This window comes from Pseudomonas sp. TE21435, from assembly GCF_056279265.1.
Genome location: NZ_JBWBQZ010000001.1, coordinates 1,690,445 through 1,713,923 on the forward strand (window position 1 = coordinate 1,690,445; position 23,479 = coordinate 1,713,923).

Annotated in this window: 21 protein-coding genes and 1 pseudogene; 9 read left to right on the forward strand and 13 right to left on the reverse strand. The window is 61.9% G+C overall.

Features of this window, described 5'->3' with window-relative positions; all coding sequences use genetic code 11:
• Positions 1–37: 37 nt before the first annotated feature.
• Entirely contained in the window at positions 38–994 is a 957-nt protein-coding gene (locus ACZ9C1_RS07615) for a LysR family transcriptional regulator (protein ID WP_476253832.1), read from the reverse strand.
• 41 nt (positions 995–1,035) lie between these two features.
• On the opposite strand from ACZ9C1_RS07615, the gene ACZ9C1_RS07620 reads away from it, so the two are divergent.
• On the forward strand, positions 1,036–1,467 hold the full coding sequence (locus tag ACZ9C1_RS07620) for a GFA family protein (RefSeq protein WP_012051932.1): 432 nt from the start codon (positions 1,036–1,038) through the stop codon (positions 1,465–1,467).
• A gap of 192 nt (positions 1,468–1,659) precedes the next feature.
• Positions 1,660–2,217: a GNAT family N-acetyltransferase gene (locus ACZ9C1_RS07625; protein ID WP_476253833.1), complete on the forward strand. Its 558-nt coding sequence runs from the start codon at positions 1,660–1,662 to the stop codon at positions 2,215–2,217.
• 97 nt (positions 2,218–2,314) lie between these two features.
• Here ACZ9C1_RS07625 and ACZ9C1_RS07630 read toward each other — a convergent pair whose 3' ends face one another.
• The 5 genes from ACZ9C1_RS07630 to ACZ9C1_RS07650 form a co-directional block, all read right to left on the reverse strand.
• Complete coding sequence (locus ACZ9C1_RS07630) at positions 2,315–3,289, reverse strand: 5-oxoprolinase subunit C family protein (protein WP_102682421.1); 975 nt, start codon at positions 3,287–3,289, stop codon at positions 2,315–2,317.
• Positions 3,286–4,158: a 5-oxoprolinase subunit B family protein gene (locus ACZ9C1_RS07635; protein ID WP_277504577.1), complete on the reverse strand. Its 873-nt coding sequence runs from the start codon at positions 4,156–4,158 to the stop codon at positions 3,286–3,288. Before ACZ9C1_RS07635 ends, ACZ9C1_RS07630 begins: the two co-directional genes overlap by 4 nt.
• The gene (locus tag ACZ9C1_RS07640) at positions 4,155–5,528 is read right to left on the reverse strand and encodes an acetyl-CoA carboxylase biotin carboxylase subunit (RefSeq protein WP_457378618.1); all 1,374 of its coding nucleotides are present in this window, start codon (positions 5,526–5,528) and stop codon (positions 4,155–4,157) included. Before ACZ9C1_RS07640 ends, ACZ9C1_RS07635 begins: the two co-directional genes overlap by 4 nt.
• 10 nt (positions 5,529–5,538) lie before the next feature.
• Positions 5,539–5,784, reverse strand: a complete 246-nt coding sequence (locus ACZ9C1_RS07645) for an acetyl-CoA carboxylase (protein WP_046855294.1) — start codon at positions 5,782–5,784, stop codon at positions 5,539–5,541.
• 95 nt (positions 5,785–5,879) lie between these two features.
• On the reverse strand, positions 5,880–6,638 hold the full coding sequence (locus tag ACZ9C1_RS07650; protein ID WP_277504586.1) for a 5-oxoprolinase subunit PxpA: 759 nt from the start codon (positions 6,636–6,638) through the stop codon (positions 5,880–5,882).
• Between the two features lie 125 nt (positions 6,639–6,763).
• On the opposite strand from ACZ9C1_RS07650, the gene ACZ9C1_RS07655 reads away from it, so the two are divergent.
• Entirely contained in the window at positions 6,764–7,681 is a 918-nt protein-coding gene (locus ACZ9C1_RS07655; RefSeq protein WP_102682418.1) for a LysR family transcriptional regulator, read from the forward strand.
• Positions 7,682–7,870: 189 nt separating this feature from the next.
• Here ACZ9C1_RS07655 and ACZ9C1_RS07660 read toward each other — a convergent pair whose 3' ends face one another.
• The 5 genes from ACZ9C1_RS07660 to ACZ9C1_RS07680 form a co-directional block, all read right to left on the reverse strand.
• A complete protein-coding gene (locus tag ACZ9C1_RS07660; RefSeq protein WP_110702280.1) occupies positions 7,871–8,413 on the reverse strand; it encodes a P-loop NTPase family protein in 543 nt (180 codons plus the stop codon).
• 424 nt (positions 8,414–8,837) lie between these two features.
• Entirely contained in the window at positions 8,838–9,956 is a 1,119-nt protein-coding gene (locus ACZ9C1_RS07665) for a class II histone deacetylase (protein WP_102682416.1), read from the reverse strand.
• Positions 9,953–11,446 (reverse strand): purine-cytosine permease family protein, encoded by a 1,494-nt coding sequence (locus tag ACZ9C1_RS07670; RefSeq protein ID WP_232967937.1) that lies wholly within the window; start codon positions 11,444–11,446, stop codon positions 9,953–9,955. The genes ACZ9C1_RS07665 and ACZ9C1_RS07670 overlap by 4 nt, the downstream gene beginning before the upstream one ends.
• Positions 11,447–11,530: 84 nt before the next feature.
• Positions 11,531–13,318 (reverse strand): choline dehydrogenase, encoded by a 1,788-nt coding sequence (locus tag ACZ9C1_RS07675; protein WP_198754253.1) that lies wholly within the window; start codon positions 13,316–13,318, stop codon positions 11,531–11,533.
• 117 nt (positions 13,319–13,435) lie between these two features.
• Complete coding sequence (locus tag ACZ9C1_RS07680) at positions 13,436–13,795, reverse strand: cupin domain-containing protein (protein WP_102682414.1); 360 nt, start codon at positions 13,793–13,795, stop codon at positions 13,436–13,438.
• A gap of 114 nt (positions 13,796–13,909) precedes the next feature.
• Between ACZ9C1_RS07680 and ACZ9C1_RS07685 the strand changes: the two genes are divergently transcribed.
• Positions 13,910–14,872 (forward strand): LysR family transcriptional regulator, encoded by a 963-nt coding sequence (locus ACZ9C1_RS07685; protein ID WP_198754254.1) that lies wholly within the window; start codon positions 13,910–13,912, stop codon positions 14,870–14,872.
• A gap of 73 nt (positions 14,873–14,945) precedes the next feature.
• Here the strand turns inward: ACZ9C1_RS07685 and ACZ9C1_RS07690 are convergent, their stop codons facing one another.
• Complete coding sequence (locus tag ACZ9C1_RS07690) at positions 14,946–16,010, reverse strand: SDR family oxidoreductase (protein WP_476253834.1); 1,065 nt, start codon at positions 16,008–16,010, stop codon at positions 14,946–14,948.
• A gap of 73 nt (positions 16,011–16,083) precedes the next feature.
• On the opposite strand from ACZ9C1_RS07690, the gene ACZ9C1_RS07695 reads away from it, so the two are divergent.
• The 5 genes and pseudogenes from ACZ9C1_RS07695 (at position 16,084) to ACZ9C1_RS07715 (ending at position 22,707) form a co-directional block, all read left to right on the forward strand.
• Entirely contained in the window at positions 16,084–16,488 is a 405-nt protein-coding gene (locus ACZ9C1_RS07695; RefSeq protein ID WP_198754256.1) for a MerR family transcriptional regulator, read from the forward strand.
• A gap of 181 nt (positions 16,489–16,669) precedes the next feature.
• A complete protein-coding gene (locus ACZ9C1_RS07700) occupies positions 16,670–17,425 on the forward strand; it encodes a bestrophin-like domain (RefSeq protein ID WP_430943971.1) in 756 nt (251 codons plus the stop codon).
• Positions 17,426–17,746: 321 nt separating this feature from the next.
• Complete coding sequence (ccoG, locus tag ACZ9C1_RS07705) at positions 17,747–19,153, forward strand: cytochrome c oxidase accessory protein CcoG (RefSeq protein WP_476253835.1); 1,407 nt, start codon at positions 17,747–17,749, stop codon at positions 19,151–19,153.
• Between the two features lie 39 nt (positions 19,154–19,192).
• Positions 19,193–20,602, forward strand: a complete 1,410-nt coding sequence (gene mapR / locus ACZ9C1_RS07710; RefSeq protein WP_110699617.1) for a GntR family transcriptional regulator MpaR — start codon at positions 19,193–19,195, stop codon at positions 20,600–20,602.
• A gap of 61 nt (positions 20,603–20,663) precedes the next feature.
• Positions 20,664–22,707, forward strand: a pseudogene (locus ACZ9C1_RS07715) (PAS domain-containing protein).
• Positions 22,708–22,713: 6 nt separating this feature from the next.
• On the opposite strand, the gene ACZ9C1_RS07720 reads toward ACZ9C1_RS07715, so the two are convergent.
• Positions 22,714–23,460: an SDR family oxidoreductase gene (locus ACZ9C1_RS07720; protein WP_476253836.1), complete on the reverse strand. Its 747-nt coding sequence runs from the start codon at positions 23,458–23,460 to the stop codon at positions 22,714–22,716.
• Positions 23,461–23,479 lie beyond the last annotated feature (19 nt).

A 23,479-nucleotide genomic window follows, 5' to 3' on the forward strand; every position in this document is an offset into this window, starting at 1 on the left:
GTTTAGACAAAGCAGTGGATGCCACGACCTACGCTGCTCACTGATCGGCTAAGCATAGATACTGATGTAACTGCTCTCCAAGAACCTCGAACGCCTGAGCGATCCTGTTAATTTTGCGCAGGTCATTGTGCATTGCGATCCACACCTCAACCTCAAAGCCAAAATCGTGTGGTAGCACATGTACCAGTCCGTGCGATTTTGCGATTTGCGTCGGGCAGAGCCCGAAGCCTAAGCCCGCTCTCAGAGCGGCCAGCTGAGCAAGGTGATAATCAGAGGCAATGGCGAAATGCTGGTCGGCATCGCACAGACCAGAGTCGATAAACCGACGCAAATCCGCTGAGCGTCTGTCTGGCCCGATCAGCGGTCGCTGGCGCAGCGACAGCAGGGAGGTTGGATTACCGTAGCGCTCCAGGCACCCGGCACTGGCATGGATGCCAATCTGCAAACTGCCGACACGCCGCACCGTGATATCCGCTTCATTGGGCCGCATCAGCCGCACCGCAATATCCGATTGCAGCCTGGCGATGTCTTCAAGGGCATCGCTTATGCTCAGCTCAAGTTTGAGTCCGACGTGTTCGTAATGGAAAGGGCGCAGCAGGTCGGGCAATACTTCGACGCCAAGCAACTCGCCACAGGTCAGCCGGACTGTACCGTGATCCATCGACGCTTCAGAGCTGGCCATGCGGTTGAAGGTTTGCGCGGCCAGATCCATGGCCTCCACATGTTCGATCAGGCGCTGCGCTCCGGCAGTAGGCGTCAGTCCTTGAGGTGTGCGGGTGAACAGACTCACACCGAGAGCGTGTTCAAGACAGTCGAGGCGCCGGCGCGCAGTGGCCTGGGCGATACCCAGCAGCTTCCCCGCGCCGCTCAGGCTACCAGAGCGCAACACGGCGAGAAATACACGCTGGCTTTCCCATTCAATACCGCTCATACATTCTTGGCCAACAGTTGCTCCTAATTTGATCTTCTGCCCGAGCCCGTGAAAAGCGATCATTCGCCCACATTTTTCCGGGCGTCATTGTAAGGAACTAACGCATGAGAATCACCGGTCAGTGCCGATGTGGGCAAGTCACCCTTGAGATCGTGGCGCGGCAATTGCCGCCGCTGTATGCCTGCCACTGTTTGAACTGCCAGCGCTGGAGCGGCAGTGCGTTTGGTCTGCACATGCTGAGCGCGGCTTCGGCTGTTCAGGTGTCTGGCGAAACGGCGATCTTTGAGCATGAACACCAAGGTCAAACGTCTACCCAACATGCCTGCGGTACATGTCATACCCGGCTGTTCAACGAGACGACGGCAGCACCCGGCATGCGAGTGGTACGGGCCGGCATCCTGGAAGGGGCTGAGCGCTTCGAGCCGGTTGCGCATATCTGGACTCGGCGCAAGCAGCCATGGCTGGTGCTGCCGGGAGCAATCGCACAATGGCAGGAGAGCCCCACGCCAGAAGCATTTGCCGCCGCATTAGGGTAAGAGCTTGCTCTTCCATAAGTGAAGATGTCGCTCGAAGAGGGCAGCTATGGGTCGAAAGCAGCCAGACGCGGATAACTGCTCTCGCCCTATAGCTGCCCCTGGCGGAGAGCAGATCACGGCCAGAAGCGGTCGACACAAACCAGCCCGGTACAGATAATCAAAATCTCACAGGGATGCCCAGGAACGAATGTCATGGACTGTCTTCCGACACTTATTACTGATCGGCTGGTTCTCACCCCCCTCCAGTTAGAGGATTCGCCCATCATCCAGGAGCTGTTCCCCTGCTGGGAGGTAGTTCGCTACCTGGACAGTCGTGTCCCATGGCCGTATCCAGAAGACGGGGCGCTGGTCTATGTCCGAGATATCGCCCTGCCCGCCATGGCAGCAGGTCGTGAATGGCACTGGATGATCCGCATGCGCGACGATGCCAGCTGCACCCTGGGTAGCATCAGTTTGTATGATCAGCCTGGAAACAACAGAGGCTTCTGGCTCGCCCCACAGTGGTGGGGAAAGGGTTACATGCGCGAGGCATGCCAGATCATCAATGCCTATTGGTTCGAGACACTGTCGCGTCCGGTCATGCAGGTTCCCAAAGCGGTTGCCAACGACGCATCTCGCAGGGTCTCGAAACATGAGGGTATGCGCTTGGTAGACGTGCGGGCAGGAGATTTCGTATCTGGACGGATGGATGTCGAAGTATGGGAGATGACTCGTGCTGACTGGTTAGAAAGGTCGACTGCCAGTCGCTAGTTCTTTACGTCAGCGGCTCAAGCTCAGGCAGCCGCCCCGTACCGAGGGGCGGCGTTGGCTTGCCTTTTTGGCTTTACCCGCGCAGTGCGGCGGCAGATCAGCAAGGGAACAGCTTGCTCAAACAGCTGAGTTTTTTCTTGTAGGAGCGTCGGGCTTGCAGCGCCTCTTCCAGCGTCACCGCGACGAAGCGGGCCTTCTGGTTGGGTTGCATCTGGCCGACCAGATCGAGGTCGGCGCTGATCACTGTGCCGATCATCGCGTAGCCGCCACCGGACACTGCATCGCGGTGCAGAATGATGGGCTCGAGCCCTGCCGGCACCTGGATAGAGCCGATCGGGTAGCAGCTGTCGACGATGTTCGAAGGATCGGAGCCGGCGCCGAACGGCTGCTCGCGAGGCTGGAAGCTCAGCGGGCTGCCACCCTTGAAGCGATAGCCGATGCGATCTGCCTCCGAGCCGACGGTCCAGGCTTCGGCGAAAAAGCTGTCCGCCGCCGCCAGGGTCAAGCGATCGTAGTACAGCCCCGGCACCACCCGCAGGGTGATCTCCCCTCCCAGCGACTGTCGCAACGCCATGGGCAGACTCGCCCCGACACGCCCCTTGCCGCTGGCGGCGCCTATCGGCAGTTCATCGCCAATCACCAGCCTGCGCCCCTGAAAACCACCCAGCGCCCCCAGCGCGTAGGTGGAACGACTGCCGAGCACCACCGGTACATCGATACCGCCGGCCACCGCCAGATAAGCCCGCGCGCCAGCCTTGGGAAAATCGAAACGCAGCACTTGTCCGGCCTTCACTTCGAAGGCGGTGTCCAAGTGCATGTCCACGCCATCGACTTTCGGCGTCATCTGCGCACCACATACCGCCACCAGGGCGTCATGCTGAAACTCCAGCTCCGGCCCCAGCAAGGTGCACTCCAGCGCCGCCGAATTGGCCGGGTTGCCCACCAACTGGTTGGCCGCGCTCAGGGCGTACTGGTCCAGTGCCCCGGAAGGCGGGATACCCAGATGGTAGTAGCCCTCGCGGCCGAGGTCCTGCACTGAGGTGGCCAGACCGGGTTTGAGTACCTTGATCATGCCAGCACCTCCTGCAGCGACTTGGGATAGCCGATCGGGTCGGCGAGGAACGCATCAAGCGAGAACTCCACTGGACGGATGCGCAGGTCGAAGCGTCCGGCTTCGACCTCGGCCACGGCGTGGTCATAGGCAGCGCGGTCCATCGACTTGAACTGCACAATGTCGCCGGGACGGAAGAACACCATGTGTTCCTTCAGGTACCCCAGGTTCTGCTGCGGGTCATAGATCGGTGCCGGAGTGACGCCAAACATCTGGTAGCCACCGGCGCCACGCACCGAGTAGATGCAACCGAAGCAGCCGCCATGGCCCAGGGTCAATTTCGGCGTGTCGGTACGCGGTCGCAGGTACTTGGGCACCTGCAACTGGCGTTCGCGCTCGACCATCTGGAACATGAACGGCAGGCCCGCCACGAAGCCCACCATCGAAACGAACCACGGCGCGCCACTGTGGGCGGCGATGAACGCCTCGACGTCGGCCAGGCCGTTGATGCGCGCGGCGTACTCCAGATCCGTGGCGTTCGGGTCCTGGTGGCGGTCGCGAAAGCGCATCAGGGTTTCGTGGGTCCACGGATCGTTGTAGAGCACCGGGATTTCGATGATCCGGGTATGCAGGGTGCGCTCGGCCACGGCCTCGGCTTCGGCGCCCTTCACCGCTTCGAGCAGATCGGCCGGGGCGATGCGGTCCGGGTCGAAACGGATCTGGAACGAGGCGTTGGCCAGGCACACGTCGAGCACGCCATCGAGGGCCAAGCGCTCCACCGCACGGGTGACGGCCATGCCCTTGAAGAAGGCTTCAAGGGACATGCTGTCGCTGACTTCGGCAAACAGATGCTCGTCGGCGCCAAAGCTGTAGCGAATCGGACTGCTCATGCTGCACCTCCGCTGCGGCGCTCGGCCAGCCAGGTTTCCAAAGTGCCGGTGTGGAAATCGGCAGTGTGCAGCCAGGGTTGCTCCAGCAACTCGCCATGCAGAGACAAGGTGCTGGCCATGCCCGTGAGCGTGGTCTGCTCCACGGCCAGTCGCGCGCGGGCCAGGGCCTCGTCGCGATCGCTGCCATGGACGATCAGCTTGGCCAGCAGCGAGTCATAGTATGGCGGTACTCGGTAGCCTTCATACAGATGGCTGTCTACGCGCACGCCCTCGCCTTCCGGCCAGTTCAGCGCTTGCACAAGACCCGGGCTTGGGAAGAAATCCCGCGCCGGGTCTTCGGCGTTCAGGCGCATTTGCAGGGCCGCGCCGTTGAGCCGGATATCGCTTTGCTTGAGGCCCAGCGGTTCGCCGCCGGCGATGCGCAACATGGCCTGAACCAGATCAATGCCGGTGATTAGCTCGCTGACCGGGTGTTCCACCTGGATCCGCGTGTTCATCTCGATGAAGAAAAACTCTCCGGTGGCGTCGTCGTACAGATACTCAAGGGTGCCCGCGCCCTGATAGCCCAGGGCCTCGGTCAGGCGCACGGCACTCGCGCAGAGGGCCTCGCGCTGCTGCGCGTCGAGGACCGGCGACGGCGCTTCTTCGAAGATCTTCTGCCGACGGCGTTGCAGCGAACATTCCCGTTCGAACAGGTGCACCGCATGCTTGCCATCGCCCAGCACCTGCACTTCGATATGCCGGGCCTTGCCGATGAAGCGCTCCAGATACACCGCGCCATTGCCAAAGGCGGCCTGGGCTTCGCGCTGGGAACGGGGGAATTCTTCGCTCAGTTGCTGCGGGTTTTCCGCCAGGCGAATCCCACGCCCGCCGCCACCGGCCGAGGCCTTGATCAGCAGCGGGAAGCCGACGGATTCGGCGGCTTTGAGCGCCGACTCCACATCGAACAGTTCATCCGGGGAGCCGGGCACCACCGGCACACCCGCGGCTTGCGCAGTGCGCCGGGCTTCGGCCTTGTCGCCCATGCGCCGGATGGTCTCGGGGCTTGGGCCGACGAAAATCGCCCCGGCGGCTTGCACCGCTTCGGCAAATTCGGCGTTCTCCGAGAGAAAGCCGTAGCCTGGGTGCACCGCGTTGGCGCCGGTGGCCTTCAGGGCACCGAGCAGCGCTTCGACATTGAGGTAGCTCTTGTCGGCGCGGGCCGGGCCGAGGATGTGCACTTCGTCGGCCATGCGTGCGGCCTGGGAATCGACGTCTGCTTCGCTGCACGCCGCCACAGTGGGAATCCCCAGCGCTTGCGCGGCGCGGATGATCCGCACGGCAATCTCGCCGCGGTTGGCGATCAGCAGTTTACCAATGCCTTGGGTCATGGTCGTGCCCTCACGCGTCTTCGAGTGTAGCGATGACCTGACCCGGCTCCACCGGATCACCGTCTTCGACCAGAAACGCGTCCAGACGCCCTGCTGTACCCGCGGTCAGTTCGGAAAACTGCTTCATGACCTCGATCAGGCCAATCACCGTGTCGGCGCTGACCTGGGCACCCGCCTCGACGTAGTTCGGCGAGTCCGGGGTAGCTTTGCGGTAGAAGGTCCCCGGCAACGGGGTGATGACTGTGTGCTGCGCCATGTCTGTTCCTCTTGGAATAGTTGTAGAAAGGCAGGCAAAAAAATCTGTGTGTCGAGTAAGCCCTGGCGTCTGCGTGCCAGGTGTCTTCGGGTGCGTTATCGCGGTGCGCGCACCTGGATCCCCGCGCCATCGAGCGCATTACGGGTAGCCTCGACCAGTACCAGGGCTCCGGGTGTATCGCTGTGCAAGCAAATGGAGTCGAATTCGATCGTCAGGTCTTCACCCTCCACCGTGCGCACCACGCCTTCCTGGCAGGCACGCAGTACCCGCGCAGCTACTTGCGCGGGGTCGTAGGCACGCACATTGCGGGTGAAGACGATGGAGCCGCTGAGGTCGTATTCGCGGTCGGCGTAGAACTCGCGGATCACCGGTTGGCCTAGCTCCGTGGCGATACGCCAGATCGCCGAGTCAGGCATGCAATACAGCAGCAGCTCGGGCTCCAGGCGCTGCAGGTTTTCCACCAGCAAACGCGCCGTTTCCTCGTCCCGGGCCAGGTGCATGTACAGCGCGCCGTGGGGTTTGATGTGTTGCAGGGCCACGCCTTGAACCCGGGCGAGTTCACGCAGGGCGCCCAGCTGATAGAGCATGTCGTCCACCAGCTCCTGGGCCGGTGCATTGATGTGACGGCGGCCGAAACCGACCAGGTCGCGAAAGCCCGGATGGGCACCGACGGCCACGCCCAGGCGCTTGGCCTGCTCGACAGTGCGACGCATGGTGCCGGGATCGCCGGCATGGAAACCGGTGGCGATGTTGGCCGAGCTGATGAAGCCCATCAGTTCGTTGTCGACGCCGTCGCCGATAGTCCACGGACCGAAGCCTTCGCCCATGTCCGAATTGAAATCTACTGCCTGCATGACACTTGCTCCTGACGCTTGTGACTTCATGCAGAGCACGTTAAATTCCAGCCACCCCCTTGGGAAGATCTATTATCAGAGGGGATATCTTCTGAAAATCAGATACCTCATCAAGCGGAGTGTTCATGTCACTGACCCTGCGCCAGGTTCGCTATTTCGTCGCCACGGCCGAGATCGGGCAAATCTCCCAGGCTGCGATTCATTTGAATATTTCCCAGTCGGCGGTGACCACAGCGATCAAGGAGCTGGAGGGCATGCTCGGCACGCTACTGTTCCAGCGTTCGGCCCAGGGCATGAGCCTGACCGATGCCGGACGGCACTTTCTCAATCGGGCCTACGTGATCTTGCGCAGCGTCGACGATGCCCTTAACAGCCCACTGCCGGACGTTCGCGCCACCGGCCTGTTGCGGGTAGCGGCCAGTTACACGGTGATCGGCTACTTCCTGCCGCACCATCTGCAACGCCTGGAACACTGGCACCCGGACGTGGCCATCGAAGTGCACGAACGGGAGCGCCAGGCCATCGAGCAAGGCCTGCTGGAAGGCGAATTCGACATGGCGGTGGTGCTGACCTCGAACCTGACCCACCCGGACATCGTCTCGAAAACCCTGTTCAATTCCGAGCGCCGGCTGTGGCTGCCCAGCCATCACCCGCTGTGCGAACACTCGGCCGTGAGCCTTGCCGACGTCACACAGGAGCCCTTCATCCTGCTTACCGTCGACGAAGCCGAACAAAGCGCCATGCGCTACTGGGAACATGCCCGACAGCAGCCCAACGTGCGAATCCGCACCAGCTCCGTGGAAGCGGTGCGCAGCATGGTGGCCAACGGCAGCGGCGTGGCGATCCTCTCCGACCTGGTACACCGTCCGTGGTCGCTGGAGGGTAAACGCATCGAAACCGTTACCATCACCGACAAGGTCACCCCCATGAGCGTCGGCCTGGCCTGGCATCGCGAGCGGGAATTCAGCCCGGCGATGCACGCGTTCCACAATTACTTCCACGACGCATTCCTGGCGCCGCAACAACTTTCTGCGCGGCGCTGAAAGCAAATCGGTTTCAATCCAGAATCAACGGCCGCAAAACCACTTTGCCCACCTCGTACCGCTGCGGCCATTCAGGGTTGTAGATCGTGATTTTGCTGGTCAGCGCCATGCATGGGCCATCCTTGGGCAGGTTAAAACGTTGTAATACGCCTCAAAGGCATCTGCCGCCAAGCAAACGAGAACGGGCCTCTAATGACCTCGCGCCACCTGATCAGGCAATGTTCCCAGGCTCGCGAGAAAAACTTCGGTATCTCGATTGGACCGCAGGCAGACCACGCGACAACCCGACGGTGCCCTTGTCACGAGTTGCTTCATCTTCTCCCTGGCCGAGTTTTTCGTCCGCCACATGAACCTGAAGAACTCCGGCAGGTTGGCCAGCAGTTCCGGGCAGTCGTCCGGCAAGTCAGGCCGTGAACGACCGCGGTTGAGCGTCGTTCTGCAGAACACGCGCCAGAAGCGAAGCGCCGCCGACCGATCGATCCATATCAACATATCTGCGCGGGCCAGACGGTTGCTCCACGTGGTCGAATGCCCGCCTTCGAAGATCCAGCGCTCACGGGCCTCGACCTCACGGCAAAGACGCGTCTTCTCGTCAGGGCTTCGCTCAACCCACCCTGGCTGCCAGTGAATCGTGTCGATATGCACGACCGGCAAGCCCGTGCGCTCGCCAAGCTTGCGCGCCAGGGTACTTTTCCCAGACCCAGGCTGGCCAACGATCATCACCCGTTGCATTGAAGCTCCCTCTCGCCATGCCTGCTGATTTTTGGGGGCGCGATTGTACGGCAATGGCTGGTTCGGTCAACTGCAAGCGCACTCGTGCTTTCAGCGGCCGCAAAGATTAGCGAAAGCTGCTGGGGTATTACCGAAGCCCTCGGTCACCCCATAGTGGGTGTCTTACCTTCTTGGGCGCCCCCCGCTGGCTTCTTCCAGGCACAGCCAACGATCATCCTGGTGCAGGGTTGCGAAAACACGGTGCGCGAGATCTCGGCGATTCGCGCCTGCGCATTCAGCACGGCGTTCAAACGCATTTTAGCCATTACTCGAGCCAACATCGCCGCTGGGCGGTGAACCTCGCCATGGAGAAACACCCCTGCATGATGCCGTGCAGGGGCAATGGCTCATTCGTTGAACCTACTTCAAGCGCCGACTCCCAGTGTCATCGGGGAAGCTCACGGCCAACCGGAACACCTGCCAGAAGTGGCTCGCACGCACATATCGCCGCGTCATGATGGGGTAATAAGGCTTGCTCCGGCAGATTCACGACCGTACCGATCCAAGGGTCCTCGACGGCCGTGCGAAGCCCGGCAAGGGTTTCGACGACGGCTAGACCGCAGAACGGTCCCATCAACGGGTCATAGCCACCCTCGTGCACGGCCACAACCCGCGATCTACACACCTCATCGGCCAGGCCCATCACCAGTGCGGTCAGTTCCCGATAGGCTTCGGAGTGCAACAGCTGACGCCCGAAGGGATCCATCGCCGCCGAGTCGAAGCCGCTCGCGATCACAATGAGGTCCGGCCGGAAGCGGCGGATTGCCGGGAGAACCACACGCTCGAACGCCCCCACGTAGGCACCTCGCCCGGACCCTGCTGGAAGCGGAATATTCAGGTTAGCGCCCAGGCCTGCGCCGGTGCCGATGTCATCGACCTTCCCACGCCCGATGGGGTACAGATTGTCCTGATGCAGGGAGATCGTCATTACCGACGGGTCGTCGTAGAACAGGGTCTCGGTACCATTGCCGTGATGAACATCCCAGTCGATAACCGCAACCCGCTCCACTTCGCCCGTGTGCTGAAGATGGCGAATGCCGACCGCCGTGTTGTGGAAGATGCAGTAACCCATGCCCTGGCCCGCAAGCGCGTGATGCCCTGGTGGCCGGATGAGTGCGTAGGCGTTGCTCACTGTGCCCGCCACGACCGCCTTGAACGCCGCGATAACTGCCCCTGCCGCGAGCCTAGCGACGTCTGCCGAATTAGGTCCCACAGGTGTTTCGCCATCGCCCGCATCGCTCCACGCAGGGCCGACCGGGTTGAGAATTCGATCAACATAGGCCGGCGTATGCACCCGCAGCAGGTCGGCCTCCGAGGCCGGGCTGAAGGGCAACGCAACAAGGTTTTTCTCAAGGCCGCTGCGTTTGACCAAGCTTGCGAAGCGGCGTTTTGTATCGCCCTTCTCCGGGTGGTCGATCGGCTCCTGCCAAGGCAGGCTCCAGGCCCGGGTATCGTGCGTGGTAAAGCGTTCGTCCCAAATCCAGCCGGTTGTTTTCATATTCATCGCTCGCTGACTTGTTGTTCCTTGTCCACCAGGCGACGTTCGTTGCCCAGATCAAGGGTTCGAGAAGTAAGAAGATAAAGTGCGCTGGCAGCCACCAGGCCCACGAACATCGAGAGGTCGATTTCACCCATTTGCCGGGCGACCCATCCGGTGTAAGGCGCAGTGACAAAGAACGGCACCATCACCGCCAGCGCGCCGATATATGCGACATTTCCTTGCCACCCCCATCGCCCGTAGATACCCGCGGGATTAAACAGTTCGCGGATCGAGTAGCAGCCTTTGCGTACCAGGTAGAAGTCCACCAGATTGATAGCCGTCCAGGGAGTAAATAGGTAGGCAAGGAATACAAGGACATTTCCGTAAAACACGTTGAACCGATCCTCGCCGACCATTGCCGCTATTCCCCACACCGACAGCGTCATCGCAACAATCGTGACAGCTCGCATTGCCAGCGACGGCCGCACTCGGCGGAAGCAGTCGACGATCGAGATCAGGGTCAGGCTGCCGCCATAGGCATTGAGCGCCATCACCACCAGCAGGCCAACGAATAGCAGCGCGACCGCAAGCCGCCCGCCCCCCGCGAACAAGCTGTCGCCACCATTCGCGATCGCCATGATCACCGTGGCGCCGGGCGTGGCCGCCGCGAGCAGCGAGCCCAGGCCGATCACCCACAGCGCCGATATCGCCGACGGCAGGTAGGTCCACAGGAACGAGGAGCGCGTGGAAATGCTGGGGGCCAGGTAACGGGAGTAATCCGACACATAAGGCGCCCAGCCAAGCTGGAAGCCCGCCACGATGACAAAAGTGGTGGCGAAGGCATGCCATTCGATGGGGCCTGGCTCGAACGCCCCCGCGGGAATCGCGCTTCGGGCCACCGCGGCGAAGGTCAGTACCACGATGGTCAATCCGAGCGGCACGACCAGGAAGCGGTTGACCCGGTGGATCCAGCGGTAGCCATACAACGCTAGCGTGCCCGCGAACAGTACCGCGATCGGGAACCCCCAGGCGGTTGGAATTCCCAGCAGAAAATGCAGGCTTGACCCCGCCAGGATGGCATCGGCGACGTTGTAGTTGAAGTAGTTGACGAGGGCGAAGACCCAGACGGTGATCGCGGCGCCGAAGAAGCCGAACTGCGCGCGGGATTGAACCAACTGCGGAAGTCCTAATTGCGGTCCCTGCGAGGAATGTAGCGCCATGAACAGCGTGCCGAACAGTGAGCCGCACACAGTCGCGACCAACGTCCAGAATAATGGCCCTCCCAGCGCCAGCGTGGTAACGCCGGTCGCCATTGCGGTCAGGTTGATGTTGGCAACGATCCAGACTGCCCCTAGGTGTCGCACGCTGCCGTGACGCTCAGACACCGGTACGAAATCTACGGAGCGCCGTTCCGCACCGTCGGTTCGGGCCTGCGCAACCGCAGGCCTCACCGAGGCACTTTGCCCATTGGATGTCATTCTCATGTTCTTGTTTTCCTGGTTGAGATTGATCATGCGTGCATCTTTGATAGTGCGTTTATCGATCGCTCGGTGGTATCCCTCATGGGTCGATGGCAATACTGGGATTCACACCTTGGCTCAACCGGCGACCATCGCCAGCGGTTGCCCCTTGGCATTGGCCAGCAGTGCGGCGGCCAGCCGATCGCGTTCGCGGGCGTAATCGCGGGAGATCTCCCGGCCACGCTGCCGGGTGGCCCATTGCGGGTCGGCCAGCAATGCGGCCCCTTGCGCTTCGGGCAGGTGACGGCCGCGGATCAGGTCGGACAACCGTTCGGCCAGCACCAGGGTGGGGGCCTGCAAGTCGCCTGCGGTGGCCGCCGGCATAAGGGAGGCGTCTACCACGCGCAGCCCGTCGACACCGCGGACCCTGCCATCCGGGAAGGTCACCGCAGCATCGTCGCTGCCCATGCGACAGGTCCCGCAAGGGTGGTAGGCGCTTTCAAGCTTTTGCTTGAGAAATGCATCGATAGCGGCATCATCCTGCACGGCCGCGCCCGGCGCCAATTCCCGGCCCCGATAGGGCGCAAAGGCCGGCTGGGCGAAAATCTCCCGGGTCAGGCGCACGCAGGCCCTGAATTCCGCCCAATCGTCGGGGTGAGTCATGTAATTGAAGCGTACCCGCGGCAGGCTCTGTGGGAGGGTGTCGCGCAGCCTGACCCAACCCCGGCTTTTCGAGCGTTTGGTGCCCACGTGCACCTGGAACCCATGTCCTTTGGCGAGCGTCTGCCCATCATAGGAGATGGCCAGCGGGAGGAAGTGAAACTGGATGTCCGGATAAACGATGCCCGCCCGGCTGCGAATATGCCCGCCGCTCTCGAAATGGTTGGTGGCCCCAAGCCCGCGCCGGGTGGCGAGCCACTCGATGCCGATCTTCGCCTTGCCTAGCAGGCTCTGGGTGGGGAACAGACTGACCGGCTGGGTGCACTCCATTTGCAGGTAGAGTTCCATGTGGTCCATCAGGTTCTCGCCTACTTCGGGGGCGTCGTGGATCACGGGGATGCCATGCTGCGCCAGCTCTTGCGCCGGGCCGATGCCTGAGCGTTTGAGGATCACCGGGGACATAATGGCACCCGCCGACAAAATCACCTCTCGCGAGGCCATGGCCCTGGCGAGCTTGCCGCCCACCGAAAACACCACCCCGGTGGCTCGCTGGCCCATGAACATCACCCGGTCCACCAGGCCGCCTTTGATCACGCGCACATTGCCGCGGGCGATGGCCGGCCGCAGGTAGGCAACCGCAGCGCTCATCCGACGCCCGTCGCCGACGTTCATCTCCATCGGTCCGAAGCCTTCATGCTGGCGGCTGTTCATGTTGTCGGTCACGGCGTAGCCCGCTTCGTTGCCCGCTCTGACGAAGGCCTGATACAGCGGATTGGTCTGAAGCCCCCGGGTAATTCGCATTGGGCCCTGAGTGCCGCGCAACAGCCCACCGCCTTCGACATTTTCCAGGCGCTGGAAATACGGAAGCACGTTCGACCAGCGCCAGCCCTCGGCCCCCAACGCTTCCCATAGTTCATAGTCCATGGGGTTGCCTCGAACCCAGCACATGCCGTTGATCGACGAGGAGCCGCCTAGGCCCTTGCCACGCGGCAGGTTCACCTGCCGGCCATCCAAGCCGGGCTCCGGCTCGGTTTTCATGCCCCAATTGAAGCGTTTGGTGTTCATCGGGATCGACAACGCCGCCGGCATCGACACGATGACTGAGTTGTCGCTGCCACCGGCTTCGATCACCAGTATCTGCACGCCCGGGTTTTCGCCAAGGCGGTTAGCCAGTACACACCCGGCGGCACCGGCGCCGACGATGATGTAGTCATAGCGCCCTTCGTCATGCGCGCTGGAAATCGAGGTTTGCTCAGAAGTCGACATGGTACAAGTTTCCACCGTCGTGAAGCTGGAGACAGGCCCACCCGCAGTGCGCGGGAATGCCCGCGCAACGTCCAGGGTTTGGGTCGAGTTAAAGACGTGGCGGTTTGCCTGGGCGGGCTAGCCGACGATCACGTAGAACTTGCGCATCGGCACTGGCTGACGCCAGATACCACGAAAGCCTTTGGGTACCAGGAAGCAATCGCCTGGAGCATAGGTTTCGCAGAAGCCCTCTCCCTCAAGCGTGACCTCGCCCTCCAGCACCACCATGAATTCGTCGGCCGGATAGCTTTCGTAGTGTTCGGTATACGGTTCGCAACGCCAGATACCTGATTTCACTAGCGGCTCGCTGCGGCTGAAGTAGGCATGATCAAGGCCCATCGGCCGGCCTTCGATCAGTTCGGCATGTTCAAGGGCTTGGTTCGGCAACCGCTGCCAGCCAGCGGGACCAATAGAAGAAAAGCGGATCGGAAGAAGCATGATGAAGCCTCGGATTTGCGCGTTGAGATTGACATTCAGGCTAGGGTCGGGCTCCCATACAGACAAGTGACAAGATTTCTGCCTGCGTCACCTCAGGTTACGGAGCCTCCCCTTTTGAGAAAGCACCAGTCCCTTACCGCGCTCCGTGCCTTCGAGGCCGTTGCCCGGCTAAACAGCATCTCCTGCGCCGCACAGGAGCTGAATGTCACGCGCCCCGCTGTGTCCAAGCAGGTCACTCAGCTGGAGAGCGACATGGGCTGCCCGCTGCTACTGCGCACAGGCAATATCATCCGCCTGACAGCGGCCGGGCGCGAGTTGTTCATTGCCCTGCAGCAAGCTTTCGAGCTGATTCAGCTCACCACCGATACCATAAGCCGCCGTGCACGCCAGGGCGAACAGCTCCGGGTGCTGGTATGCCGCGATTTCGCCTCGAGCTGGCTGGCCGGCCAGGTGGGAAAATTCCTGGTCGCCAACCCCGGCATCTCCGTGGAAATCACTGCGGAGAAGAACGCGACCTTCCGTCTCGACGAAGACTTCGATTTCCGTATCTTTTATGGCATGCACGGCGCCAAGGTCGGCGGCGGACTGGAAGCCTCTGAGCTATGCCGCTGGATCGACCTGCTGGTCTGCACCCGCGATTTCGCCCAGACGTACTTGTGCGAAGGCCGCAAGCCTTGCAATGCGCCGTACCTGATCGATGCAAATTACGACATCTGGGACGAGTGGTGCGCCCTGACCGGGCTCGACCCCGGCGGCCCACGGCGCCGGCAGACAACGTTCAACGAAACCACCCTGTGCCTGTCTGTCGCGGCATCCGGGGGTGGCCTGACGATCGGCGACAGCTTCCTGGCCATGCCTGCCATCCGCGCAGGCGAGCTTATCGTGCCCTACCCACTTGGCCTGGTCAGCGCTCAGAACTACACCCTCTTCAAACCCAAAAGACCAAGTTCTCCCGCAAGTCAGAAGTTTGAAATCTGGTTGCGTGAAGCAATAGAAAGCTATCAAGTGGCGGTACGCCAAGCGCTGACTGAACAGGGCATTCAGATCATGGAACGTCACGAAGCGCGCATGACATGAACATTTTCTCGTCAAAGTCCAACGGTCCAGCCTCCCATCTTATACATGCCATACCTTGTCTGAGGTGGTTGCTTCAATGGGGCAAGTAATCTTTGACGTAGCGCACTGTCTTTTCCAAAGCTCGCGCCATGTCGGGATGTGTCAACCGATACTTCAGTTCCAATTGCCTGCTATGGCTCATATCAAAGCGTTGCGTCTGAATAAAATTCAATGACTCGGCGCTGATCGCGAATCGGGCCGCCAGTCCGGGAATTGTCAAAAGCCATCTCAGCAACCCTATCGCTACATGGCGGCGGGGTGCCTTGATCTTCAGCGTTTTCGCTATCTGCCCTAGCAGCCCCTGCAAGTTCGGTGTGTGCTCATAGAGTGCCAGGACCTGCTGGTTGGCCATCGAGGGGTCGAACGCCGCGCAAGTCATCATTGTCACCAGGTAATCGACGCTGACTAATGGCAACCAGTGCCTGGTGGAACCGGGAACAGCTTTGAACCGGCCTTGTGCCAGGTTTCGAATGAGTTCGGCCAAAGGTTGTCCTTCCAGAATGTGCCCACTCTCGCTGTGGCCACACACCGTAGCAGGATGAACGATTGTGTAATCCGCGCCCGCTTCCTGCATGTAACGGATGACCGCAAAATGGGACTCGAGCTTGCTGCCTTCGTAGCCACCTGCACGGCCGTAGACCACGGGCCAGTTCGTGTTTTCAGGGCACTCATTGTCAACCCCGATACTGGCAAGGTGGCTAAGGTTTTGCAGCATGAAGCCCCCCACCATCAGCAAGCGGATGCGCTGGCTCGCCGCAAGCCTGGCGACTCTCAGCGCCCCTTGCACATTGACTTCGCGGGCGCGCTCCATTGTCAGCCCCCAGGAAAATTGCGCCGCGAGGTGGAAGACCACAGAGGCCGAAGACACGCGCTGCTCGTCTGCCTCGCTGAGCCCAAGCCCCTCTCTGCTGATATCGCCCTCAACGGCATGGATACAGGCAGGGTTACCGCCCAGTCGGCCTACCTGCTCCCTGAGGCGCTCGATGTTTGCAGGGGTGCGCATAAGCACCCAGGTCTTGTGCCCTGTCGCGGTAAGACGAGCCAGTAAATGTTGACCTACAAACCCACTGCCGCCTGTGACGAAACATTCCACGCTCATGCCTGAATCCTTGTTTGGATGATGGGCCCAGGCTAAGGTGTAGAGCCTGCTCTACAGTCAAGGAATTTTTACTGTGAACATTGGAGAGTTGGAGCGCCGCAGTGGCATTGGCCGCCATGCATTGCGCTATTACGAACAACTCGGGCTTATCGTGGCCCATCGACAGGCCAACAACTATCGCAGCTACAGCGATCAGACCGTTGTTGATCTGGCCTTCATTCAGAGTGCCCAGGGCGTGGGCTTTTCACTCGCCGAGATTGGCGACATTCTTGCTGCCAGGCGGGGTAATACGATCAATTGCGCGCAAGGCGCGGCCTTGGTCGCCAGCAAGATGGCCGAAATTCAGACGAAAATAACCACCTTGCAAGCCACGTATGTTTTTCTGGAAGCAGAGCGTGTGAAGCTTGAAGCCAGTGCCATTGCCCTCGGACAGACCATTCCTCACCTTCCTGTACATGGGCGTGCCGCAACGCAATAGTTCCCGGCTCAACCGTTCAGCGTGGCCCCGCACCCTCGCGGGCCTGCTGGCCGATTACTGCCGATGCAGAATGGCTGCCTGGGTCGGAAGCGGCCATCCACGGCCAGCAGCTTTCCAATCATAGCGGTCAGTCACGGTCTATCTTTTAAGGCTTGACTCAGATTGATCAGGTCCCTGATGCATGAACGCTCTCTGGATCGCACTGGCCATTTTTGGGTGCTTGGTCGCCGCCTCGCTGCTCATGATGCTGTGGTACCCAAAGCTGGCATCCCACCACAGGGATGAAGACACAAATACAGTAATTCGCCTGGTAGCTAACATTTTTGTGGTGATGACATCACTGGTCTTTGGCTTGATGATCAATTCTGCCAAAAATACCTTCGAGTCCATTGATGCAAACTTCCATGGGTATGCAACCAGCATGATCATTTTTGATCGGACACTGCGGGGCTATGGCGATTCGGCCCAAGAGACTCGCAACCGACTGATCATCTATCTTGAGCACGCTATCGCGACGCCGTACCGGGGGGACGAGGCGCTGCAACATCGTAACAGCGAAGCAGCTAAATACTTGGATGACATAGGAAAATCTTTGGCCGTTATTAAGCCGCCGGACCGTTACCATGAAACGATGCTGCAGGATATTCGTCAGCAATATCATTCGCTCATCGAGCAACGCTGGAGGATCGTCGAGCAGTCAGAGGGGGCAATTCCCGGCCCGCTTATCGGGATGCTTGCTGCTTGGTTGACGCTCATTTTCGCCAGTTTTGGATACCGCGCGCCCCATAATTCGATGGTAATAGCGATGTTCATCATTTCTTCATTGCTTATTTCGGCTTCCGTGTACCTCGTATTGGACATGGACGTGCCATTTCACGGCCCTATCCAGATATCCGACGAGCCTCTGCGCAGGGCGCTCGCCGTCATGCAGCTTTAAGAGAGCGGGGGGCGCTTGCGTTCTGGGTGGTGACCTCGTGGCGGCATAGCTTTTCGCGAGCCTGTCGAAGCGCGATACGATCCGGCGATTCTCTTTCAGCCAGCCCGGCGATGGGGCGCAAAGCGGCCAATACCACTAAACAAAGGTGCGGTGGATAGCCGCAGGCATCTGCAATCCAGTACGCCAAGCACCGAAATACAAGGCTTCAACAAACTCACCTCTCATCTGATATGGTTTTTATCTCGATACCTGGGCCTGTGCTGAAAACAGATCGAGGGCCATAGTGCACTGGCCTGATCGAGGCCTGATGAGCGACGAACCATGAGCGACAGAATCCCCTTCCGAGTCATCGAGATTGCCCCCACCACCCACAAGAGCAAAAGCCAGGTGGCCGGTGGCATTCATACACGCAGTTTCACCGGCTTCTACCGCAACCTGCGGATCGCCTTCGCCGGGTTGCTGTTCGTGCTGTTCTTCGGCACCGCCTGGTTGCAATGGGGCGACCGCCAGGCCGTGCTCTGGGACCTGGCCGACAGCAAGTTCCATATCTTCGGCGCGACCTTCTGGCCGCAGGACTTCATCCTGCTGTCGGCGCTGCTGATCATCTGCGCCTTCGGCCTGTTCGCCATCACCGTGTTCGCCGGGCGCGTGTGGTGCGGCTACAGCTGCCCGCAAAGCACCTGGACCTGGCTGTTCATGTGGTGCGAGAAGATCGCCGAGGGCGACCGCAACCAGCGCATCAAGCTGGCCGCCGCGCCGTGGGGCGCGGAGAAGATCGCCCGTCGCGGCCTCAAGCATGGCCTGTGGCTGGCCATCGGCGTGCTCACCGGGCTGACCTTCGTCGGCTACTTCACGCCGATCCGCCCGCTGGCTGCCGAACTGTTCACCTTCGAGCTGGGTGGGGTAGCCTTGTTCTGGGTGCTGTTCTTCACCGCCGCCACCTATCTCAATGCCGGCTGGCTGCGCGAAGCGGTGTGCATGCACATGTGCCCCTATGCACGGTTCCAGAGCGTGATGTTCGACAAGGACACCCTGGCAGTGGCCTACGACCCCAGCCGCGGTGAAGCCCGTGGCCCGCGCAAGAAAGGCAGCGACGCGCGCAGCCAGGGCCTGGGCGACTGCATCGACTGCACCCTGTGTGTGCAGGTGTGCCCCACCGGCATCGATATCCGCGAAGGCCTGCAAATGGCCTGCATCGGCTGCGCCGCCTGCATCGACGCCTGCGATGGGGTGATGGACAAGATGGGCTATACGCGCGGCCTGATCGGCTACAAGTCCGAACACAACCTGCAAGGCGGCAAGACCCACTGGCTGCGCCCTCGCCTGCTCGGCTACGCCGCCGCGCTGACGGTGATGATCGGCGCCCTGGTGGTCGCCCTGCAGATGCGCCCGATGGTATCGATGGACGTGATCAAGGACCGTGGCTTGTTCCGCGAGAACGCCTTGGGCCAGATCGAGAACATCTACCTGCTCAAGATCATCAACAAGACCCAGGAACCCCAGCACTATCGTCTGCGCCTGGTTGACGCCGACGGCTTCGAGCTGCACGGCCGCACCGAATTCACCCTGGCCTCCGGCGAGATGAGCGAACTGCCGGTGTCGGTGGCGATGCTTGCCGATCGCCCGACCAGCAGCTCCCAGGAACTGACCTTCGAGATCCAGGACAGCGACCAGCCGGGGATCCGCAGCACTGCACACAGCCGTTTCGTCGCGCCGATGAATCGCTGATCCCTTACACTGACACTCACCTTGCCTGCCAAAAACACAATGAAACGCTACGAACGATTCGCCGACGACATTGCCGAACTGATCCGCTCCGGGGTGCTCGGCCCCGGCCAGCGGGTGCCCTCGGTGCGCTACGCCAGCCAGACCCACGGGGTCAGCCCGTCCACCGTGTTCCAGGCCTACTACCTGCTGGAACGCCGCGGCTTGATCCGCGCGCGGCCGCGCTCTGGCTACTTCGTCAACGCCCACGCGCCGCGGCCGTTCTGCGAGCCGCAACCCCAGGCGCCGGCCAGCGAGTCCACCGATGTGGATGTGAGCGGCCTGGTGTTCTCGATCCTCGACTCGATCAAGGACCCGCACACCGTGCCGTTCGGCTCGGCCTTCCCCAGCCCGAGCCTGTTCCCGCTGCAGCGCCTGTCCCGTTCGCTGGCCAGCGCCAGCCGGGCCATGGACCCACGCATGGTGGTCACCGACCTGTCGCCGGGCAACCCGCAACTGCGTCGGCAGATCGCCCTGCGCTACATGGTCGGCGGGCTGATGCTGCCGATGGAAGAGCTGCTGATCACCAACGGCGCGCTGGAGGCCTTGAACCTGTGCCTGCAGGCCGTGACCCAGCCCGGTGACCTGGTGGCCATCGAGGCACCGGCGTTCTATGCCTGCCTGCAGGTGCTCGAGCGCCTCAAGCTCAAGGCGGTGGAAATCCCGGTGCACCCGCGCGAGGGCATGGACCTCGGCGTGCTGGCCCAGACCCTGGACAAGCACCCGGTCAAGGCCGTGTGGTGCATGACCAACTTCCAGAACCCGGTGGGCGCGAGCATGCCGGAGGCCAAGAAGCAGGAACTGGTCGAGCTGCTGCGCCGCCACCAGGTGCCGCTGATCGAGGACGACGTCTACGCCGAGCTGTACTACTCGCAGCAGGCGCCGAAGCCGGCCAAGGCCTTCGACACCGAAGGGCTGGTGATGCATTGCGGCTCGTTCGCCAAGAGCCTGGCCCCGGGCTATCGCATCGGCTGGGTCGCGGCCGGGCGCTTTGCGCAGAAGATCGAGCGGCTCAAGCTGATGACCTCGCTGTGCGCCTCGATGCCGGCCCAGGCGGCGATCGCCGACTACCTGCAGCACGGTGGCTACGATCGCCACCTGCGCAAGCTGCGCTACGCGCTGGAGGGCCAGCAGGCCAACATGCTCGCCGCCATCGCCCGCCATTTCCCGGCGCAGACCCGGGTCAGCCAGCCTTCCGGCGGCTACTTCCTGTGGCTGGAACTGCCCGAACAGATGGACGCGCTGAAGCTGTTCCACATGGCGTTGGCCCAGGGCATCAGCATCGCACCGGGGCCGATCTTCTCGCCGACCCGGCGCTTCGGCAACTGCATCCGCCTGAACTATGGCAGCCCTTGGGGCGATGGCGCGGAGCAGGCCATGGAGACCCTCGGGCGGATCGTGCGTTCGTTCTAGCCGCCGATGGGCATGCAGGATACAGTTGGTTCACGCCCAACGCCGAACTCCGGACACCTGCATGCCCGAACGTGAAATCCAGGCATTGCGCCAGCGCAATGCCGAACTCGAAAGCCAGCTCGCCCAACGCAAGGACATCGACAACAGCCTTTATCGCTTCTTGTTCGACACCATGGACGAGGGCTTCTGCGTCATCGAGTTCTTCGACGGTCCCCATGGGCCGCTCAGCGACTACATCCATGTCGTCGCCAACGCCGCCTACGCCCGCCATGCCGGCATACCCAATGTAGTCGGACAGAAGCTGCGGGAGATGGTGCCCGACGAGGCCGACGACTGGGTGGCCCGCTACGGCCAGGTATTGCGCACTGGCCAACCATTGCAGTTCGAACAGGAACTGGTGGCCACCGGCAGGATCCTGGCGGTAACCACCTTCCGTATCGAGCCCGCCGAGCGCAATCAGGTGGCGGTGCTGTTCCAGGACGTTACCGAGCGACGTCGGGCGGAAACCGCACTGCAACAGCTCAACGACCATCTCGAACAACGCGTGGCTGACGCCCTGGCCGAACGCAGCCTGTTCGCCGAACTGGTCGAGCACAGCGTGGCGCGCGTCCAGGTGGTGGACACCTCGCTACGTTTTCTTGCTGTGAATACCCGTGCGGTCAAGGATTTCCAGTTTCTTTTCGGGCGCACGCTTAAGGCAGGTGATCGCCTGGCCGATTGCCTGGACGGTTTCCCCGATGAGTACCAGCGCTCGGTGGCGCTCTGGCACCGGGCGCTGGCGGGCGAAAGCTTCATCGAAGTGATCGAATATGGGCGCGGCAACTACCGGCGACTATTTCGAACTGCGCTTCAACCCCCTGCGCAACGCCGACGGCGGTGTTGTCGGCGCCTACCTGTTCGTCTACGACATCAGCCGTCAGGCCAACGAGCAGAAGCGCCTGCTCGAGGCCGAGGAGGCCTTGCGTCAGGCGCAGAAGATGGAAGCCGTCGGCCAGCTTACCGGCGGCATCGCCCATGACTTCAACAACTTGCTCGGTGGCATACTCGGCGCCCAGGAGCTGATGCGCCAACGCCTGGGCCAGGCACGCCACGAAGAGATCCCTGCCTTGCTCGATACCGCCAGCGATTCGGCACGACGGGCTGCGGCACTGGTGCATCGCCTGCTGGCGTTCTCGCGACGCCAGACCTTGTTGCCACGGGCTACCGCAGTTGGCGCGCTGGTCCTCGACATGGAGGATCTGATCCGCCGTAGCGTGGGACCGGCCATTGATCTCAGTGTCGCTTGCGCACCGCAGCTCTGGCCGACCTTCATCGATCCCCCGCAACTGGAAAGCGCCCTGCTCAATCTGTGCATCAATGCCCGCGACGCCCTGCCCAATGGAGGAAGAATCGAGATACGCTGCGAGAACCGGCATCTGGACGAAGCGAGTGCCGCAGCGCTCGACCTCCCGGCAGGCGACTACCTGCAACTGAATGTCGAGGACAATGGTCGCGGCATGGCGCCGGAGGTGATCGAACGGGCAATCGACCCGTTCTTCACCACCAAGCCGCTCGGCCAGGGAACCGGGCTGGGGCTGTCGATGGCGTTCGGCTTCGTACGCCAGTCCGGCGGCCAGTTGCGGATCCGCTCGACCGTGGGCGAAGGTACGCGGGTCGAACTCTACCTGCCACACCACCATGAGGCGCCAGCGCTACCGCAGGCGCTGCCGCAGGCCACACCGCTGGTGCACCTCGGGCAGGCACGCATCCTGCTGGTTGAGGACCAGGCTGCCCTGCGCCTGGTGATCGGTGAGCTGCTGGAGGAACTCGGGCATGAAGTGCATAGCGCAGGCGACGGTGCCGCGGCGCTGACTATGCTCGAAGGGGGGCTGGTTCCACAATTGTTGATCAGCGATATCGGCTTGCCTGGCAGCCTCAATGGTCGCCAGGTCGCTGAGGCGAGCCGTGCCTTGCATCCGGCGTTGCCGGTGCTGTTCATCACCGGTTATGACGAAAGCGCGGCGCTCGCCGATGGGCAACTGCCCCCACGTACGCAGGTACTGCGCAAACCGTTCGAACTGACGGCCATTACCGACGCGGTGGCCCATTTGTTGAGCGCCGGATGACCCCGGTCAGCGCCCGCCGCCCAGGTCAATGAAACTGCCGGTCGAATAGGAGGCCTTGTCCGACAGCAGCCACATGATTGCCTCGGCCACTTCCTCAGGCTTGCCGCCACGCCCCATCGGCAGGCCGGGCTCGAGCTTGCCGACCCGGTCCGGATCGCCACTCAGGGCATGGAAGCCGGTGTGAATGTACCCCGGGCGCACGCCGTTGACCCGTACCCCCTCGCCCGCCACCTCCTTGGCCAGGCCGAGAGTGAAGGTATCCAGCGCGCCCTTGGACGCGGCGTAGTCGACATATTCGTTGGGCGAGCCCAGGCGCGCGGCCACCGACGACACATTGACGATCGCCCCGCCCTGCCCGCCATGCCGTCGGGCCATGCGCAGCAAGGCATGCTTGGCGCACAGCATCGGCCCGACCACATTGGTCTTCATCACCTTGAGCAGGCGAAACTCCGACATCTCCTCGACCCGGCTCTGCTGGCCGATGGTCCCGGCGTTGTTGACCAGCGCGGTGACCGGCCCGAGCTCCTGGTCGACGAAGTGGAACAGCCGTACCACTTCATCCTCGACGCTGGCGTCGGCGCGCACGGCAATGGCCTCTGCGCCCAGCGCGCGGACCTGCGCCAGCATCGCCTCGGCGGCCTGGTCATCGGCGTGGTAGTTGATGCAGATGCGGTAACCCTGTTGCGCCGCCAGCAACGCGGTAGCGGCGCCGATGCCCCGGCTAGCGCCGGTGATGACGATGACCTTGTCCATGAGCCTGCCAAGTAGTCCG

Coding starts and splice junctions, on each gene's coding strand:
- ACZ9C1_RS07615 (WP_476253832.1), bottom strand. CDS start 994: ATGATCGCTTTTCACGGGCTCGGGCAGAAGATCAAATTAGGAGCAACT.
- ACZ9C1_RS07620 (WP_012051932.1), top strand. CDS start 1,036: ATGAGAATCACCGGTCAGTGCCGATGTGGGCAAGTCACCCTTGAGATC.
- ACZ9C1_RS07625 (WP_476253833.1), top strand. CDS start 1,660: ATGGACTGTCTTCCGACACTTATTACTGATCGGCTGGTTCTCACCCCC.
- ACZ9C1_RS07630 (WP_102682421.1), bottom strand. CDS start 3,289: ATGATCAAGGTACTCAAACCCGGTCTGGCCACCTCAGTGCAGGACCTC.
- ACZ9C1_RS07635 (WP_277504577.1), bottom strand. CDS start 4,158: ATGAGCAGTCCGATTCGCTACAGCTTTGGCGCCGACGAGCATCTGTTT.
- ACZ9C1_RS07640 (WP_457378618.1), bottom strand. CDS start 5,528: ATGACCCAAGGCATTGGTAAACTGCTGATCGCCAACCGCGGCGAGATT.
- ACZ9C1_RS07645 (WP_046855294.1), bottom strand. CDS start 5,784: ATGGCGCAGCACACAGTCATCACCCCGTTGCCGGGGACCTTCTACCGC.
- ACZ9C1_RS07650 (WP_277504586.1), bottom strand. CDS start 6,638: ATGCAGGCAGTAGATTTCAATTCGGACATGGGCGAAGGCTTCGGTCCG.
- ACZ9C1_RS07655 (WP_102682418.1), top strand. CDS start 6,764: ATGTCACTGACCCTGCGCCAGGTTCGCTATTTCGTCGCCACGGCCGAG.
- ACZ9C1_RS07660 (WP_110702280.1), bottom strand. CDS start 8,413: ATGCAACGGGTGATGATCGTTGGCCAGCCTGGGTCTGGGAAAAGTACC.
- ACZ9C1_RS07665 (WP_102682416.1), bottom strand. CDS start 9,956: ATGAATATGAAAACAACCGGCTGGATTTGGGACGAACGCTTTACCACG.
- ACZ9C1_RS07670 (WP_232967937.1), bottom strand. CDS start 11,446: ATGATCAATCTCAACCAGGAAAACAAGAACATGAGAATGACATCCAAT.
- ACZ9C1_RS07675 (WP_198754253.1), bottom strand. CDS start 13,318: ATGTCGACTTCTGAGCAAACCTCGATTTCCAGCGCGCATGACGAAGGG.
- ACZ9C1_RS07680 (WP_102682414.1), bottom strand. CDS start 13,795: ATGCTTCTTCCGATCCGCTTTTCTTCTATTGGTCCCGCTGGCTGGCAG.
- ACZ9C1_RS07690 (WP_476253834.1), bottom strand. CDS start 16,010: ATGAGCGTGGAATGTTTCGTCACAGGCGGCAGTGGGTTTGTAGGTCAA.
- ACZ9C1_RS07700 (WP_430943971.1), top strand. CDS start 16,670: ATGAACGCTCTCTGGATCGCACTGGCCATTTTTGGGTGCTTGGTCGCC.
- ccoG (WP_476253835.1), top strand. CDS start 17,747: ATGAGCGACAGAATCCCCTTCCGAGTCATCGAGATTGCCCCCACCACC.
- mapR (WP_110699617.1), top strand. CDS start 19,193: ATGAAACGCTACGAACGATTCGCCGACGACATTGCCGAACTGATCCGC.
- ACZ9C1_RS07720 (WP_476253836.1), bottom strand. CDS start 23,460: ATGGACAAGGTCATCGTCATCACCGGCGCTAGCCGGGGCATCGGCGCC.